Annotated in this window: 13 protein-coding genes; 11 read left to right on the forward strand and 2 right to left on the reverse strand. The window is 59.0% G+C overall.

Annotated features, from left to right (window positions below; translation table 11 throughout):
- The first annotated feature begins 284 nt into the window (after nt 1-284).
- The 10 genes from AB7M29_RS30070 to AB7M29_RS30115 all read left to right on the forward strand — a co-directional run bounded on the left by AB7M29_RS30070 (nt 285) and on the right by AB7M29_RS30115 (nt 13,400).
- Complete coding sequence (locus AB7M29_RS30070; RefSeq protein WP_008068509.1) at nt 285-1,685, forward strand: polynucleotide adenylyltransferase PcnB; 1,401 nt, start codon at nt 285-287, stop codon at nt 1,683-1,685.
- A gap of 3 nt (nt 1,686-1,688) precedes the next feature.
- Complete coding sequence (folK, locus tag AB7M29_RS30075) at nt 1,689-2,174, forward strand: 2-amino-4-hydroxy-6-hydroxymethyldihydropteridine diphosphokinase (protein WP_454248610.1); 486 nt, start codon at nt 1,689-1,691, stop codon at nt 2,172-2,174.
- A gap of 387 nt (nt 2,175-2,561) precedes the next feature.
- Nucleotides 2,562-3,362, forward strand: coding sequence for a 3-methyl-2-oxobutanoate hydroxymethyltransferase (gene panB / locus AB7M29_RS30080; RefSeq protein ID WP_123361272.1), 801 nt, complete (start codon nt 2,562-2,564; stop codon nt 3,360-3,362).
- Nucleotides 3,359-4,219 (forward strand): pantoate--beta-alanine ligase, encoded by an 861-nt coding sequence (gene panC, locus AB7M29_RS30085; protein WP_217858679.1) that lies wholly within the window; start codon nt 3,359-3,361, stop codon nt 4,217-4,219. The genes panB and panC overlap by 4 nt, the downstream gene beginning before the upstream one ends.
- A gap of 195 nt (nt 4,220-4,414) precedes the next feature.
- Nucleotides 4,415-4,795 (forward strand): aspartate 1-decarboxylase, encoded by a 381-nt coding sequence (panD, locus tag AB7M29_RS30090; RefSeq protein ID WP_008153310.1) that lies wholly within the window; start codon nt 4,415-4,417, stop codon nt 4,793-4,795.
- A 230-nt stretch (nt 4,796-5,025) separates the two neighbouring features.
- Entirely contained in the window at nt 5,026-6,690 is a 1,665-nt protein-coding gene (gene pgi, locus AB7M29_RS30095) for a glucose-6-phosphate isomerase (RefSeq protein WP_217858678.1), read from the forward strand.
- A gap of 202 nt (nt 6,691-6,892) precedes the next feature.
- On the forward strand, nt 6,893-8,830 hold the full coding sequence (gene acs, locus AB7M29_RS30100; RefSeq protein ID WP_217858677.1) for an acetate--CoA ligase: 1,938 nt from the start codon (nt 6,893-6,895) through the stop codon (nt 8,828-8,830).
- 217 nt (nt 8,831-9,047) lie between these two features.
- The gene (locus tag AB7M29_RS30105; RefSeq protein ID WP_454248611.1) at nt 9,048-10,064 is read left to right on the forward strand and encodes a class I SAM-dependent rRNA methyltransferase; all 1,017 of its coding nucleotides are present in this window, start codon (nt 9,048-9,050) and stop codon (nt 10,062-10,064) included.
- Nucleotides 10,065-10,125: 61 nt separating this feature from the next.
- Complete coding sequence (locus AB7M29_RS30110; RefSeq protein ID WP_454248612.1) at nt 10,126-13,104, forward strand: DUF748 domain-containing protein; 2,979 nt, start codon at nt 10,126-10,128, stop codon at nt 13,102-13,104.
- Nucleotides 13,104-13,400 (forward strand): DUF2845 domain-containing protein, encoded by a 297-nt coding sequence (locus AB7M29_RS30115; protein WP_454248613.1) that lies wholly within the window; start codon nt 13,104-13,106, stop codon nt 13,398-13,400. The genes AB7M29_RS30110 and AB7M29_RS30115 overlap by 1 nt, the downstream gene beginning before the upstream one ends.
- 283 nt (nt 13,401-13,683) lie before the next feature.
- Here the strand turns inward: AB7M29_RS30115 and AB7M29_RS30120 are convergent, their stop codons facing one another.
- Together AB7M29_RS30120 and AB7M29_RS30125 are read right to left on the reverse strand one after the other, a co-directional pair.
- Nucleotides 13,684-14,040, reverse strand: coding sequence for a BON domain-containing protein (locus tag AB7M29_RS30120; protein WP_123721427.1), 357 nt, complete (start codon nt 14,038-14,040; stop codon nt 13,684-13,686).
- A gap of 316 nt (nt 14,041-14,356) precedes the next feature.
- Nucleotides 14,357-14,782, reverse strand: a complete 426-nt coding sequence (locus tag AB7M29_RS30125) for a pilin (RefSeq protein WP_454248614.1) — start codon at nt 14,780-14,782, stop codon at nt 14,357-14,359.
- A 226-nt stretch (nt 14,783-15,008) separates the two neighbouring features.
- On the opposite strand from AB7M29_RS30125, the gene pilB reads away from it, so the two are divergent.
- Nucleotides 15,009-16,709 carry a type IV-A pilus assembly ATPase PilB gene (pilB, locus tag AB7M29_RS30130; protein ID WP_454248615.1) on the forward strand — a complete coding sequence of 567 codons (1,701 nt, stop codon included), beginning with the start codon at nt 15,009-15,011 and terminating at the stop codon, nt 16,707-16,709.

A 16,709-nucleotide genomic window follows, 5' to 3' on the forward strand; every position in this document is an offset into this window, starting at 1 on the left:
CCTTGTGGTTTCTGGCGTTTGGCCTGTGGCGAGGGGGCTCGCCCCCGTTGGGTTGCGAAGCAGCCCCAAGCTCTTGAGCGTTTCCGAAATCATGCCAGTGCTGCGCACTGGAACGGGGGCAAGCCCCCTCGCCACACGGCAGTTGCTACAAAACCCCATGCCAGACATCCCCTTCAAGCACTTGCGCAGCTTCCTACACCATCCCCCGACTAAATGCTAGAATCCCGGCCCATCATGCGGTCATTCTTCGTTATGGCCGAACATTCCTTCAAACAGTGCATCCCATGCTGAAGAAGTTGTTCCAGTCATTCCGTTCTCCCAAGCGTCATACGCAACACATTCGCAGTACGCCTGAAGTGCTCAATAGCGGCCAACATTCGCTGCAAAAGGCTCAATTCAGCCGTTACGCGGTGAATATCGTCGAACGCCTGCAGAACGCCGGTTACCAGGCTTACCTGGTCGGCGGCTGTGTGCGTGACATGCTGCTCGGCATCACGCCGAAAGATTTCGACGTCGCCACCAGCGCCACGCCTGAACAGGTACGCGCCGAATTCCGCAACGCGCGGATTATCGGTCGGCGTTTCAAACTGGTGCATATCCACTTTGGCCGCGAAATCATTGAAGTCGCGACCTTCCGCGCCAATCACCCGCAAAACGACGAGGACGAAGACAGCAATCAATCGTCTCGTAACGAAAGCGGGCGCATTCTGCGCGACAACGTCTACGGCACCCTGGAAGAAGACGCGCAACGCCGCGACTTCACCATCAACGCCTTGTATTACGATCCGGTCAGCGAGCGCATTCTCGACTACGCCAACGGCGTACACGACATCCGCAATCATCTGATCCGCCTGATCGGTGATCCAAAGCAACGCTACCAGGAAGACCCGGTGCGGATGTTGCGGGCCGTGCGTTTCGCCGCCAAGCTGAATTTCGGCATCGAAAAACACAGCGCCACGCCGATCCGCGAACTGGCGCCGTTGCTGCGCGAGATCCCGTCGGCTCGTCTGTTCGAAGAAGTGCTCAAGTTGTTCCTCTCCGGCTATGCCGCGGACACCTTCGAAATGCTGGTCGATCTGCAGTTGTTCGATCCGCTGTTCCCGGCCAGTGCGGCAGCGTTGGAGTACAACCCGACCTACACGCACACGCTGATCAGTGAAGCGCTGATCAACACGGACCTGCGAATCAAGCAGAACAAACCGGTCACCCCGGCATTCCTGTTTGCCGCCCTGCTCTGGCCTGCCCTGCCGGCCCGTGTGTTGCGTCTGCAAGAACGCGGCATGCCGCCGATTCCGGCGATGCAGGAAGCCGCTCACGAGTTGATCGCCGAACAGTGCCAGCGCATCGCCATTCCAAAACGCTTCACCATGCCGATCCGCGAGATCTGGGACATGCAGGAGCGTCTGCCGCGGCGCAGCGGCAAACGCGCCGACCTGTTGCTGGACAACCCGCGGTTCCGCGCCGGTTACGACTTCCTGCTGCTGCGTGAAAGCGCCGGTGAGCAGACCGATGGCCTGGGCGAATGGTGGACCGACTATCAGGACGCCAACGACAGCGAACGCCGGGACATGATCCGCGACCTCAGCGGTAAGGACGACGGTACCGGTGCTCCACGCAAACGTCGCCGTAGCGGCGGTGCCAAGCGCAAGCGCGCTGCCGGCGCACCGAGCGCTACAGGCGAATAAGCCATGGAACGCATCTACATCGGCATGGGCAGCAATCTGGCTGACCCCGCCGAACAGTTGCGCAGCGCTGTCGAAGCGCTGGCGCAATTGCCGCAGACCGAACTGGTCGGGGTTTCCGGGTTTTATCAAAGCGACTCGCTGCTGCCCGGCCAACCGCGTTACACCAACGCCGTCGCCGCGCTCGACAGTAGCCTCGCGCCACTGGACCTGCTGGATGCGCTGCAAGCCATCGAGAATGGCCAGGGCCGCGAGCGCCTTGAACGCTGGGGCCCGCGCACGCTGGATCTGGACATCGTGCTGTTCGGCGATCGACTGATCGACGAACCGCGCCTCAAAGTCCCCCACTATCACCTGCAGGAACGGGCCTTTGTGCTCTATCCGCTGGCCGAGCTGGCACCGGTTGATCTGCGCCTCGCCGATGGCCGGACCCTCACAGCATTGCTCGCCGCCTGCCCGTTCGTCGGGTTGGAACGGCACCCGCCGATTTAACGCAAATCCCCCTGTGGGAGCGGGCTTGCTCGCGAAAGCGGTCTGATAGTCAGTAAATGTATTGAATGTGAATCAGCCTTCGCGAGCAAGCCCGCTCCCACATTGGTTTGGTGCCGAACACCAAATCTGCAGCACACCCCTCCCATAAAATCTGCTGAATCGCATCAGTAACGCCGGTAACACCCCACGCGTAACAATGCGGTAACACACGCAATTGACTTCCCGGGTTCTCCTCACGACTATAGGCGTCCCGCTGCCGCCAACGCGGCGCTAAAGGGCGCAATCCAGGCCTTACAAGCACCACGAAAGAAGGTGCGCCTGTATAAATGACGAATCACGCGCGTTACTCGCAGTAGTTTCCATAGCGCCTGTAATGAGGATTTTTTCATGCCAGCCATCACCCTGACCACGCTCCAGAGCCTCAAGCAGAAAGGTGAAAAGATCACCATGCTGACCTGCTATGACGCGACCTTCGCCCATGCCTGCAATGAGGCTGGGGTTGAAGTGCTGCTGGTGGGCGACTCCCTCGGCATGGTCTTGCAAGGTCACGACAGCACTCTGCCGGTGACCACCGCTGAAATGGCCTACCACGTAGCGGCCGTCAAACGCGGCAACGCCGATGCCCTGATCCTCGCCGACCTGCCCTTCATGGCCTACGCCACCATTGAACAAACCATGACCAACAGCGCCCTGTTGATGCAGGCCGGTGCGCACATGGTCAAGGTTGAAGGCGCATTGTGGCTCGCGGACTCGATCCGTCTGCTGGCCGAACGTGGCATCCCGGTGTGCGCGCACATGGGGCTGACACCGCAATCGGTCAACATCCTCGGCGGCTATAAAGTCCAGGGCCGCAACGAGAACCAGGCGCGGCAAATGCGTGCCGACGCCATCTCCCTGGAACAGGCCGGCGCGGCCATGCTGCTGCTCGAATGCGTGCCTAGCGAACTCGCCGAAGAAATCACCCAGGCGGTGAAGATCCCGGTGATCGGCATCGGCGCCGGTAGTGGCACCGACGGCCAGGTACTGGTCCTGCACGACATGCTGGGCTTGTCCATTACCGGCCGCGTACCAAAATTCGTGAAGAACTTCATGACTGGCCAAACCAGCATTCAAGCCGCCTTGAGCGCTTACGTCACTGAAGTCAAAGCGGCGACTTTCCCTGGCATCGAACACGGATTCTCTGCATGAACACCGTAAAAACCGCACGCGAACTGCGGGCCGCCGTGGCCCGTGCCCGTAGCGAAGGCAAGCGCATCGGCTTCGTGCCGACCATGGGCAACCTGCACAGCGGGCATATCGCGCTGATTACCAAAGCCACCCAACGGGTGGATTTCGTGGTCGCGAGCATTTTCGTCAACCCGCTACAGTTCGGTGCCGGCGAAGACCTCGACAAGTACCCACGAACCCTGGCCGCCGATCAGGAGAAACTGCTCCAGGCCGGTTGCCATCTGCTGTTCGCCCCCACCGTCGAAGAAATGTATCCCGACGGCATGGCCGGCCAGACCCGCGTCAGCGTTCCGCAACTGTCCGAAGGACTGTGCGGCGCCAGCCGTCCGGGGCATTTCGAAGGCGTGGCGACGGTAGTCAGCAAGCTGTTCAACATGGTCCAGCCGGACTTGGCGATCTTCGGCCAGAAAGACTTCCAGCAACTGGCGGTGATTCGCGCCCTGGTGCATGACCTGAACATGCCGATTCAGATCATCGGCGAACCCACCGTGCGTGCCGCCGACGGTCTGGCGCTGTCGTCGCGCAATGGCTTCCTCAGCGAAGAACAGCGTGCCGTCGCGCCAGTGGTCTATCGCACCCTGACCCATATTGCCGATGCAATCAAACAGGGTGAGCGGGATTACCCGACCTTGATCAATGAGCAGATCAAACAGCTTGAAGCCGCTGGCCTGCGTACGGATTATCTGGAAATTCGCCATGCGCTGACCTTGCGTCCGGCGACGGCCGAAGATCGGGATCTGGTGATTCTGGTGGCGGCGTTCCTGGGCACGACGCGGTTGATCGACAACCTGCATCTGAACCTCGACGCGCCAGCCTGAGCACCGCAAAACCAATGTGGGAGCGGGCTTGCTCGCGAAAGCGGTCTGACAGTCAACGATGATGTTGAATGTGATGGCCTCTTCGCGAGCAAGCCCGCTCCCACATTGGATCTACGTCGTGTCCAGACTGTATTGCCGCTCACAAAGCCTTCGGGCAAACTGCCCGCCGTTCGATTCCGACCTGGGGAAACACTCATGCACGCCATCATGCTCAAGGCCAAGCTGCATCGCGCCGAAGTCACCCACGCTGTACTCGATTACGAAGGCTCTTGCGCCATCGACGGCGAATGGCTGGACCTGTCCGGCATCCGTGAGTACGAACAGATCCAGATCTACAACATCGACAATGGCGAACGCTTCACCACCTACGCGATTCGTGGCGAAGAAGGTTCGCGCATGATTTCGGTCAACGGTGCCGCGGCGCACAAAGCCAAGGTCGGCGACCGCGTGATCATCTGCGCTTACGCCCACTACAGCGAAGCCGAGCTGCTCAACTTCAAACCGCGCATGCTCTACATGGCGCCGGGTAACGAGTTGAGCCACACCAGTAATGCCATTCCGGTTCAGGTCGCCTGATCGAGTCCCTCCCCCTGTCAGCCTTCCGTTTGTCGGACCGCTCCCTGTTTAAATGTTAAAAAAGTACCGGGAGCAGGTCAGACAAAGTCAAGACAGATTGCAGCGCGAGGTTTACTGTATTCGCCCTGCGCCATGAAATCGTGTCGACGCAGTTGACCGGACGCCCACCCGCAGCGCTCCGGGATTTTAGTGTTCAAAAGGCCGTTCAAGTAAAAAGGAAAACCGCAGCGATGGCGTATTACCGCACTCCTCACGACGTTACCGCTCTGCCCGCCTGGCAAGCGCTGAATGACCACCGCCAAGCCATGCAGGATTTCAGCATGCGCGAAGCCTTTAATGCCGATCCGCAGCGCTTTACTCAATTCACCCTTAGCAGCTGCGGCCTGTTTCTCGACTACTCGAAAAACCTGATCAACGCCGAGACCCGCAATCTGCTGGTGGGCCTCGCCAACGAGGTCGACCTCAAAGGCGCGATCAAAGCGCTGTTCGATGGCGAAATCGTCAACTCTTCCGAAGGCCGCCCCGCGCTGCACACCGCACTGCGCCGCCCGGTGGGCGACAAGCTGTCGGTCAACGGCGTCAACGTGATGCCCGATGTGCACAAGGTGCTGAACCAGATCACCGACCTCGTGGGCCGCATCCACGATGGTTTGTGGCGCGGTTACACCGAGAAGCCGATCACTGACGTGGTGAATATCGGCATCGGTGGCTCGTTCCTCGGCCCTGAGTTGGTATCCGAAGCGCTGCTGTCCTACGCCCAGAAAGGCGTGCGCTGCCATTACCTGGCGAACATCGACGGCAGTGAGTTCCACGAACTGACCATGAAGCTGCGCGCCGAGACCACGCTGTTTATCGTCTCGTCGAAATCCTTCAACACCCTCGAAACCCTGAAAAACGCCCAGGCCGCACGCGCCTGGTACCTGGCTCAGGGCGGTTCGGAAGCCGAGCTGTACCGTCACTTCATCGCCGTTTCCAGCAACAACGCGGCAGCGGTAGCGTTCGGTATTCGCGAAGAAAACATCTTCCCGATGTGGGACTGGGTCGGCGGGCGTTATTCGCTGTGGTCGGCTATCGGTTTGCCGATTGCATTGGCCATCGGCATGTCGAACTTCAAGGAACTGCTGTCCGGTGCCTACACCATGGACCAGCACTTCCAGAGCGCTCCATTCGACCAGAACATGCCGGTGCTGCTGGCGTTGCTCGGCGTCTGGTACGGCAACTTCTGGGGCGCGCAAAGCCACGCGATCCTGCCGTACGACCACTACCTGCGCAACATCACCAAACACTTGCAACAGCTGGACATGGAATCCAACGGCAAGAGCGTGCGTCAGGACGGCACGCCAGTGTCCACCGATACCGGCCCGGTGATCTGGGGCGGCGTCGGCTGCAACGGTCAGCACGCTTACCACCAGTTGCTGCACCAGGGCACCCAGCTGATTCCGGCCGACTTTATCGTGCCGATCGTCAGCTTCAACCCGGTGTCCGACCACCACCAGTGGCTGTACGCCAACTGTCTGTCGCAAAGCCAGGCACTGATGCTGGGCAAGACCCGCGCCGAGGCCGAAGCCGAGCTGCGTGACAAGGGCATGAGCGAGGACGAAGTGCAGAAGCTGGCGTCGCACAAGGTGATCCCGGGCAACCGTCCGAGTAACACGTTGGTGGTCGAACGCATCAGCCCGCGTCGTCTTGGCGCACTGGTGGCGCTGTACGAACACAAAGTCTTCGTGCAAAGCGTGGTCTGGGGCATCAACGCCTTCGACCAGTGGGGTGTGGAGCTGGGCAAGGAACTGGGCAAAGGCGTCTACAACCGCCTGGTCGGCAGCGAAGAAAGCCCGGCCGACGATGCCTCCACCCAAGGCTTGATCAACTACTTCCGCGGTCGTCACCGCGGGTGATTTGAGACTCTTTCCCACAGGTCATCACTGACCCTGTGGGAGCGGGCTTGCTCGCGAAAGCGGTGTATCAGTCGACACCAATGTTGAATGACACACCGCTTTCGCGAGCAAGCCCGCTCCCACATTGGTTCTACGTACACTTGAACTCAAAATTCACAGGGCGCATCTTTATTACTTGTCGTAACAAGAATAAGGAACCGTCATGTTCGATATCAGCACGTTCCCCAAAGCCGATGCCGTCCGCCGGGCTGCACAGTTAAGTCAAGACGACTACCAACGCCTGTACCGCCAATCCATCGAGCACCCCAGCACCTTCTGGGCCGAACAGGCCACACGCTTTCTCGACTGGAGCGCACCGTGGCAAACCGTCCAGCGTTACGACCTGAAAACCGGTGAGGCGAGCTGGTTCGCTGGTGGACAGTTAAACGTCAGTTACAATTGCATCGACCGTCACCTGGAAAAACGCGGCGATCAAATCGCGATCATCTGGGAAGGCGATGACCCCGCCGAATCCGCCCAGATCACCTACAAAAAACTCCATTACAACGTCTGCCGACTGGCCAACGTGCTCAAAAGCCGTGGCGTGAAGAAAGGCGACCGCGTGTGCATCTACATGCCGATGATCCCCGAAGCCGCCTACGCCATGCTCGCCTGTGCGCGGATCGGCGCGATTCATTCGGTGGTGTTCGGCGGCTTCTCCCCGGACTCGCTGCGTGACCGGATCCTCGACGCCGATTGCCGCACCGTGATCACTGCCGACGAAGGCGTGCGCGGCGGTAAATTCGTGCCGCTCAAACAGAACGTCGACACGGCGGTGCAAAGCTGCCCCGACGTGAACACCGTGATCGTGGTCGAACGTACCCAAGGCCAGGTTAACTGGGTCGACGATCGGGACATCTGGTACCACCAGGCTTTGCGCGACGTCAGCGACGACTGCCCGCCAGAGCCGATGGACGCCGAAGACCCGCTGTTCATTCTCTACACCTCCGGCAGCACCGGTAAACCCAAAGGCGTGCTGCACACCACCGGCGGCTACTTGCTGCAAGCTGCCATGACCTTCAAGTACGTGCTCGACTATCGCGACGGTGAAGTTTTCTGGTGCACCGCCGATGTCGGCTGGGTCACCGGCCACAGCTACATTGTCTACGGGCCGCTGGCCAACGGGGCGACCACGCTGATCTTCGAAGGCGTGCCGAGCTACCCCAGCACCTCGCGCTTCTGGCAGGTGATCGACAAGCACCATGTGAACATCTTCTACACCGCTCCAACCGCCCTGCGTGCGCTGATGCGCGAAGGCCCCGAACCGTTAAAGGAAACGTCCCGCGAGAGCCTGCGGTTACTCGGCACCGTCGGTGAGCCGATCAACCCGGAAGCCTGGGAGTGGTATTTCAATACGGTCGGCGAGCAGCGCTGCCCGATTGTCGATACTTGGTGGCAGACCGAAACCGGCGGCATTATGCTCAGCCCGCTGGTCAGCACCCAACGGATCAAACCCGGTTGCGCTACTCAACCGATGTTCGGCGTGCAACCGGTACTGCTCGACGAACACGGCAAGGAAATCAAAGGCGCTGGCAGCGGCATACTGGCCATCAAGTCCAGCTGGCCGGCGCAGATCCGCAGCGTCTACGGCGACCCTAAACGGATGATCGAAACCTACTTCAAGCCCTACCCCGGCTATTACTTCACCGGCGATGGTGCACGTCGCGACGAGGACGGCGACTACTGGATCACCGGGCGCATCGACGACGTGATCAACGTCTCCGGGCACCGCATCGGTACGGCCGAAGTTGAAAGCGCGCTGGTGCTGCACGACAGCATCGCCGAGGCCGCCGTGGTCGGTTACCCCCACGACGTCAAAGGCCAGGGCATCTATGCCTTCGTCACGCCCATGAATGGCACCGAACCCAACGACGAACTGAAGAAACAATTGCTGGCGCATGTCAGCAAGGAAATCGGCAGCTTCGCCAAACCGGACTTGATCCAATGGGCTCCGGCCCTGCCGAAAACCCGCTCGGGCAAAATCATGCGCAGGATTCTGCGCAAGATCGCCTGCAACGAACTGGACAGCCTGGGCGATACCTCGACCCTCGCCGACCCGAGTGTGGTGCAAGGGTTGATCGATCAGCGGCTGAACCAATGAGCCCGTGTTGTGCATTGGCCATCGAAAGAGCTTAAAAGCTTCGCGAGCAAGCCCGCTCCCACAGTGAATTTGTGTCGTTCATCAATCCTGTGTGGGAGCGGGCTTGCTCGCGAAGACGCCCTCACAGCCACCACATCCCACACATTTGCCCACAAAACTCAAAGCCCATAGCTGTTAAACTCCCGCGCCCCCAATTCCCTCCTGCAAGGCGCTTAGCATGTCTTCCTTGAATCAGGCGCTGCGCGCCGCCCTCGATCATCGTCAGGACCTGCTTGCCGAGTTGCATCAGCAGGGCACCGATTGCTATCGCCTGTTCCACGGCAGCCAGGAAGGCGCCGGCGGCCTGACCATCGACCGCTACGGTCCGCAACTGTTGGTGCAGAGTTTTCATCAGGCACTGGAGCGTGACGCCCTGCTGCAACTGCATGAGATCGTCAATCAGCAGCTAGGCCTCGACACCCTGCTGGTCTACAACGACCGTTCCCGTGGCAACTCGCGCATCGACCGCGAAGACACCGTCTACCGCGCCGACGAAGCCGCCCTGCAAGATTTGATCGGTCACGAATGGGGACTGAACTACCGGGTTCGCGGGCGCCACGCCGGCCAGGACCCATTGCTGTTTATCGACCTGCGCAACGCTCGCGGCTGGGTCAAGGCGCACAGCAAAAACAAAAGTGTACTGAACCTGTTTGCCTACACCTGTGGCGTCGGCCTCAGCGCCGCAGCGGGTGGAGCGAGTGAGGTATGCAACCTGGATTTTGCCGAAGGCAATCTGGCGGTCGGCCGCGAGAACGGTCTGCTCAACCCGCAATTGCCGACGATGGAATTCATCCAGTCCGATTATTTCCCGGCGATTCGTCAATTGGCCGGTCTGCCGATCAGCCAGCGTCGCGGCCAGAAACTGCCGAGCTATCAACGTCTGGACCCACGTCAGTACGATCTGGTGCTGCTTGATCCTCCGGCCTGGGCCAAGAGTGCTTTCGGCACAGTCGACCTGTTGCGTGACTACCAGAGCCTGCTCAAACCGGCGCTGCTGACCACCGCTGACGATGGCGTGCTGATCTGCTGCAACAACCTGGCGAAGGTCAGCATGGATGATTGGCGCGAGCAGGTTTTGCGCTGCGCAGAGAAGGCCGGGCGCCCGGTGCGTGAGTGGAGCGTGCTGACGCCGGGCAGCGATTTCCCGTCGATGGATCAGCAGCCGCCACTGAAAACACTGATCCTGCAGCTCTGAAAATCCGCACCGATAATCAGATAAATCCTATAAAGCCTGGTTGCTTCGGAACCGCAAACGCATGCCATACTCCAAGGCACTCCGATTCCGACAAATGAAGCCGCACATGCCCAAAGGATTGATTCGCGCTATCGGCGCCTTGTTGACTGCCCTGGCTCTTTACAGCCTGCTGGGGTTTCTGATTCTGCCGGGTATCGCGTTGCGGATTGCCAACCAACAATTGGCCAACTACGCCACGACGCCCGCCACGATTTCGCGGATCGAACTCAACCCGTTCAGCCTTGAAGTCACTCTTTGGGGGCTGGTCATCGGCGAGCCGGGCAAGGAGCAAGTGGGCTTCGAACGTCTGTACGCCAACCTGCAGATCGATAGTCTCTGGACCAAGGCGCTGCACTTGTCCGATATCGAACTGGACAAACCCAAGACCGAAATCCTTTTCGGCAAGGACGGCAAACTCAACCTGCTCGGCCTGTTCAAAATCCCCGCCAGCGAGCCGACTCCGGCCGATCCGGACGCCAAACCATTCCCGCTGCGCGTGGAGCGGATCAAACTGGCCAGCGGCTCCGTCCATTTCGAGGATGCACGGCCCAGCGAACCCATCGAATTTCTCTACGACAAACTCGATTTCGAACTGAAAAACCTCAGCACCCTGCCCGAAGACAGCGCCGACATGACGTTGGTGGCCGTCGGCCCGGCAGGTGGACAGATCGACTGGACCGGTAACTTCAGCCTGATCCCGATCGCCTCCGAAGGTAAGCTGAAAATCACCGATGGCAAGATGAAATCCTTTTGGCCCTATGTGCGCGATGCTGTGCCACTCGCGCTCGAAGACGGCGTCGTCAGCCTCAGCACCGACTACAAACTCAACCTGGCCAAGGAAACCGAACTGCTGCTGAGCAACGTTGCCGTCAGCGTCGCGCCTTTCGCTATCAAGACTCCGGACGGTCGACCGCTGGCGAAGCTCGAGCGGCTGGACATCAGTGAAACCACCGTAGACCTGGCCAAACAGCAAGTAGTGGTCGGCAAAATTCGCAGTCAGAAACTGGAAACCTGGGCCGCCCTTGAGGCCGATGGGCAACTCGATTGGCAAAAACTGTTCGCCAATCAGCCGTCCAAGGCGGCCGCCAAAGCCAATGCCGAGCCAATCAGCGCACCAGCGGCTGCCGATTCGCCAAAGCCTGCGCCGAACAAGCCTTGGCAGGTGCTGCTCAAAGACGTGCAGCTGCGTGATTATCAGGTGCACCTGGCCGACCGCAAGGCACAACCGGAGGTGGCGCTGGAGCTTGGCCCACTGAACCTGGACCTGCAAAATTTCGACAGCCTCAATGGCTCACCTTTCAACCTCAAGCTCGACACCGGTGTGGGCAAGCAAGGCAAGATCACCGCGGATGGCGTGGTCAATCTGGCTCCGATCAGCGCCAAACTGAACGTGCAGACCAAGGACATCGACCTGCGCGTCGCCCAGTCCTACATCAACCCGTTCATTCGTCTCGAGCTGCGCAGCGGCATGCTTGGCAGTGATCTGGCCGTCGACCTGAAAAGCACTGAGCCGCTGGCGTTCAACGTCACCGGCCGCGCCCAGGTCGATCAACTGCACACCCTCGACACCCTGAAAACCCGCGACTTCCTCAAGTGGCAACAGTTGGTGCTCGAAGGTGTGAATTATCAACATGGCGACAGCCTGTCGATCGACAAGGTCAACCTGTTCCAGCCTTATGCGCGCTTCATGATCAACGATGACCGCACCACCAACATCGATGACCTGCTGATCCCGCAACCGGCCGATTCCGGCACCACAGCCACCGCGGCCAAACCGGCAGCCGGAAAAGAAAAACCGCTGGGCATCCACATTGGCGGCATTGCCATCAATGACGGTTCGGCAAACTTCGCCGACTTCAGCCTGACCCCGAACTTCGCCACAGCTGTTCAACAGCTCAACGGGAAGATCGGCACCATCGACAGCCGCCAGGCAAAACCGGCCAGTGTCGACGTCAAAGGCAAGGTCGACCGCTATGCACCGGTGACCATCAAGGGTTCGGTCAACCCGTTCGACCCGATGGCCAGCCTGGACATCGCCACCAGTTTCAAACGGGTGGAATTGACGACCTTGACGCCCTACTCCGGCAAGTTCGCCGGTTACCGTATCCGCAAGGGCCGGCTCAATCTCGACCTGCATTACAAGATCACCAACGGCCAGCTCCTGGCCGAAAACAAAGTGGTGGTCGAGCAGTTGCAACTGGGTGAAAAGGTCGACAGCCCGGACGCGGTGAGCCTGCCGCTGAAACTGGCAATTGCCTTGCTCAAGGATGTCGACGGCAAGATTTCCATCGAACTGCCGGTAAGCGGCGACCTGAACAACCCACAGTTCAGTGTCATGCCTATTATCTGGCAGACCCTGCGCAACCTGATCGTGAAAGCAGCCGCAGCGCCATTCAAAATGATTGGCGGGCTGGTGAGCGGCGGTGGTTCGGAAGACTTGGGCACCGTGGCATTTGCACCGGGTTCAAGCGACCTGAGCAAAGACGCTGAAACAGCGCTGGTCAAATTGTCCCAGGCGCTCAAGGAACGTCCGGCCCTGCGCCTGGAAATCGAAGGAACCGCCGCCAAGACCAGCGATGGCCCGCTGATTGCCGAGCAACGTCTGGAACGGGAATACCAGTACAACTACTACAAAATGCTCCAGCGCCGCGGTGACAAAGTGCCGGCTCAGGCGTCGTTGCTGAAAGTGCCGGACAACGAGAAAGGCCCGCTGCTTGAAGGGATCTACCGAACACGCCTCAAGACTCAGCCGCCCGCCGAATGGAAGGATCTGGGCAAGGAAGAACGCAGCAAAAAAATGCGTGAAGGCGTGATCGCGTTCTGGAGTTCCAGCGAGGTGCTGTTGCGTCAACTGGGGCAAGAACGGGCCAGCAGCATCAAGGATTATCTGGTGGACAAGGGTCAGTTGGCCGATGACCGCGTGTACTTCATCGACGCCAGCCTCGGTGAGGCAGAAAGCGATGGCCGCGTTATCACCCCCATGCATCTGGATGCCGAGTGATGGGCGCTCGCTGGCTTCTGAGCCTGGCCCTGGGGTTGGCTGTCGGTCAGGCTGCGGCGGCCGATACCTTGCGATGCGGCAGTCAATTGATCAGCGTCGGGGACAGGTCCGGCGAAGTGCTGCAAAAATGCGGAGAGCCCATTGCCCGCGACGTGTTGGGCTACAAGCGCAGCGCCAATCGGCGGGAAGAGTTTCAGGTCGAGGAATGGACCTACGGGCCCAACAGCGGGATGTACCAGTACCTGCGCTTTGAAGGCAACCGGTTGGTTCGAATCACCAGCAAGCGCGGCAATTAAATCCACCACAAACCAATGTGGGTGCCAGTCAATGTGGGAGCGGGCTTGCTCGCGAATGCGGTGTGTCAGTCGGCATCAATGTTGACTGATACACCGCATTCGCGAGCAAGCCCGCTCCCACAGTTGTTTTTGCGTAGCCCGCAATAGAACAGGCCCCGACACGAATGCCGGGGCCTGTAATGGCCACGTCCTTGTGGCCTTCGCATGAACTCTCAAGTCGCGGCAGACGTATGACTCGGCCCGTCTACCGCACCTTCTCCCGGTCCAGGCGAGAAGCCTTGCCTTACTCGGATTTCAGGCCGTCAGCGGACACATCTTTGACGCCTTTGATTTTCTTGGCGATAGCCACGGCGGTTGTTTTCTGAGCGTCTGTCAGAACAGTCATGGAAGACAGGGAAACAACGCCTTTGTTGGTTTCGACTTTAATGTCGGTGCCTGGGATGCCTTTTTCGGTGACCAAGTCTGCTTTGACTTTGGTTGTGATCCAGGTATCGGAAACATCCTCTTTCGCTTCAGTAACTTCACCGGCGGCCAGCATCATAGGTGCCTGAGTCGCTTGGGTGGTCTGTGCAAATGCAGCGTTGGCCATGGTCAGGGTCAGCGCGGTAGCAGTAGCGGCAGCGATAGCGAACTTCTTCATACGAGTAACTCCTGTATTTCTGGAAAGTCTGCTGCGTGTCTTGTCAGCAGGGTTACAGGAGATAGTGCGAACGTTGTGCCAACTGCCCGATAAAAAATAAATGCTTATAAATCAATTAGTTAAAAACAACGGCAATTTTCGAAATCATGTAAATTGCATGACTGCGAAATTATCTACATGCAACATGCGGGTTTTAGCGCAGGCCTAAGGCCATGAATTGTCGGGGATTTTCTTGATTATTGAATCGACCCACAAATGACGAGTAAAAAACTGCCCCGCGTCGTGAAACGCGGGGCATTGGCAGGATGACTATGGATCAGGCGCCAGCAGCGGCAGCGCCAGTGCAGCCTTTGGGCGCATATTCCTGTTCAACCGTCGTGGCGCAAGTCCAGCCGCCAGCGAGCGTGCGCGTAAGCGTGATGGTTTTGCTAAGCACCGGCCCTGGGGCATTAAGAATGATGCAGCCAATAGTACCTGCACCGTCAGCGGCGGTACCCGTTGCTGAAATCGTGCAATTACCTGTGGTCAGCTTACCGCCGATCAGATCGAGGGTAGGGTTAGTGCCTTGGTTGATGATGTCTTCGAAAGGCACCTTCAGTGCCGAGATTTCTGCAAGAGCAGCGGTTACTTTCGCCCGCGCCTGGTACTTCGAATACTGCGGCAACGCAAACGTCGCCAGAATCCCGATGATCGCCACCACGATCAGCAGCTCGATCAGGGTAAAACCTTTTTGATTTTTCATAGACAGGCTCCATGCATGAGTCGAAATCTCATGATCTGAACAAGGCACAGCACAGGTCATGCCAAGCCACGCGCGCCCCTGCCTGCTAGGCGCGAGATCGAGGCAAAGACCTTTCCTACTCCAAGGATTCGCATTATCTGACACTTTTTGTCACCTCACCCCGGCTGGTTTGGTTCCACTGCTTGACTAGGCTATAAGTCATTAACTGTCTGCGTCCGGTATCCCAATGAATGACATTGCCCTTAGCGGTCTGGCCAAGCAATTGGTGCTGGCCGAGCTGATCACTGATCAAAGTGCGCAACAGGCGTATCAACAAGCCCAACGCAATCGAATCTCGCTGGTCAGCTATCTGGTGCAAAACAAACTGCTGAAAAGCTGGCAGGTCGCCGAGGTGGCCTCGGAGCATTTCGGCATGGCCCTGCTGGACCTCAACTGCCTGGACAAGGACACCCAACCCCGAGGGCTGGTCAGTGAGAAGCTGATCCGTCAGCACCACGCCCTGCCCCTCTGGCGGCGCGGCAACAAGCTGTTCGTGGGGATTTCCGACCCGACCAATCATCAAGCCATCAACGACATCCAGTTCAGCACCGGGCTGAGTACTGAAGCCATTCTGGTGGAGGAAGACAAGCTCAGCGACGCCATCGAAAAATTCTTCGACAACCACTCCACCGGCCTGGAAGACATGGCCGACGTCGATCTCGATGGGCTGGATATCGAGTCGGTCGACGAGCAGAAACAGGACTCTATCGTAGGCCAGGATGCCGATGACGCGCCGGTGGTGCGCTTCGTCCACAAGATGTTGCTCGACGCGATCAAGAGCGGCTCTTCCGACCTGCATTTCGAACCCTATGAAAAAATCTACCGCGTGCGGATGCGCACCGACGGCATGCTGCGGGAGGTCGCCAGGCCACCGACACAACTGGCCAACCGCATTGCTTCGCGGCTGAAGGTCATGGCCAGTCTCGACATCTCCGAGCGGCGCAAACCCCAGGACGGGCGAATCAAAATGCGCCTGTCCAAAAGCAAGTCCATCGACTTCCGGGTCAACACGCTGCCAACCCTGTGGGGCGAGAAAGTGGTGATCCGGATCCTCGACCCATCCAGTGCCCAAATGGGCATCGATGCCCTCGGCTACGAACCCGACCAGAAAGACCTGTACATGGCCGCTCTCAAGCAGCCACAGGGAATGATCCTGGTGACCGGCCCCACCGGCTCGGGCAAGACCGTGTCGCTCTATACCGGCCTGAACATCCTCAACACCGTCGACATCAATATTTCCACCGCCGAAGACCCGGTAGAAATCAACATGGAAGGCATCAACCAGGTCAACGTCAATCCCAGGCAGGGAATGGATTTCGCCCAGGCGCTGCGCTCGTTTCTGCGTCAGGACCCGGACGTGATCATGGTCGGTGAAATCCGCGACCTCGAAACCGCCGAAATCGCCATCAAGGCCGCCCAGACCGGGCACATGGTGCTTTCCACACTGCACACCAACAGCGCCGCGCAAACCCTGACCCGCTTGCACAACATGGGGATTCAGGGGTTCAACATCGCGACCTCGGTCAGCCTGATAATCGCCCAGCGCCTGGCGCGTAAACTGTGCAGCCATTGCAAAAAGCCGATCGAGATTCCCCGCGAGGCTTTGCTCAAGGAAGGCTTTCCCGAGGAACGCATTGGCTCGTTCACGATCTATGAACCGGTCGGTTGCGATCAGTGCAACAGCGGTTACAAAGGGCGAGTAGGGATTTATGAAGTGGTAAAGAACACCCCAGACCTGCAACGGCTGATCATGGCCGAAGGCAATTCACTGGAAATCGACATCCAGATGCGTAAGGACGGCTTCAACGACCTGCGTACTTCGGGCCTGCTCAAGGCCATGCAAGGCATCACCAGCCTTGAAGAAATCAATCGGGTCACCAAGGACTGA

Source organism: Pseudomonas sp. F-14 TE3623 (assembly GCF_053629015.1).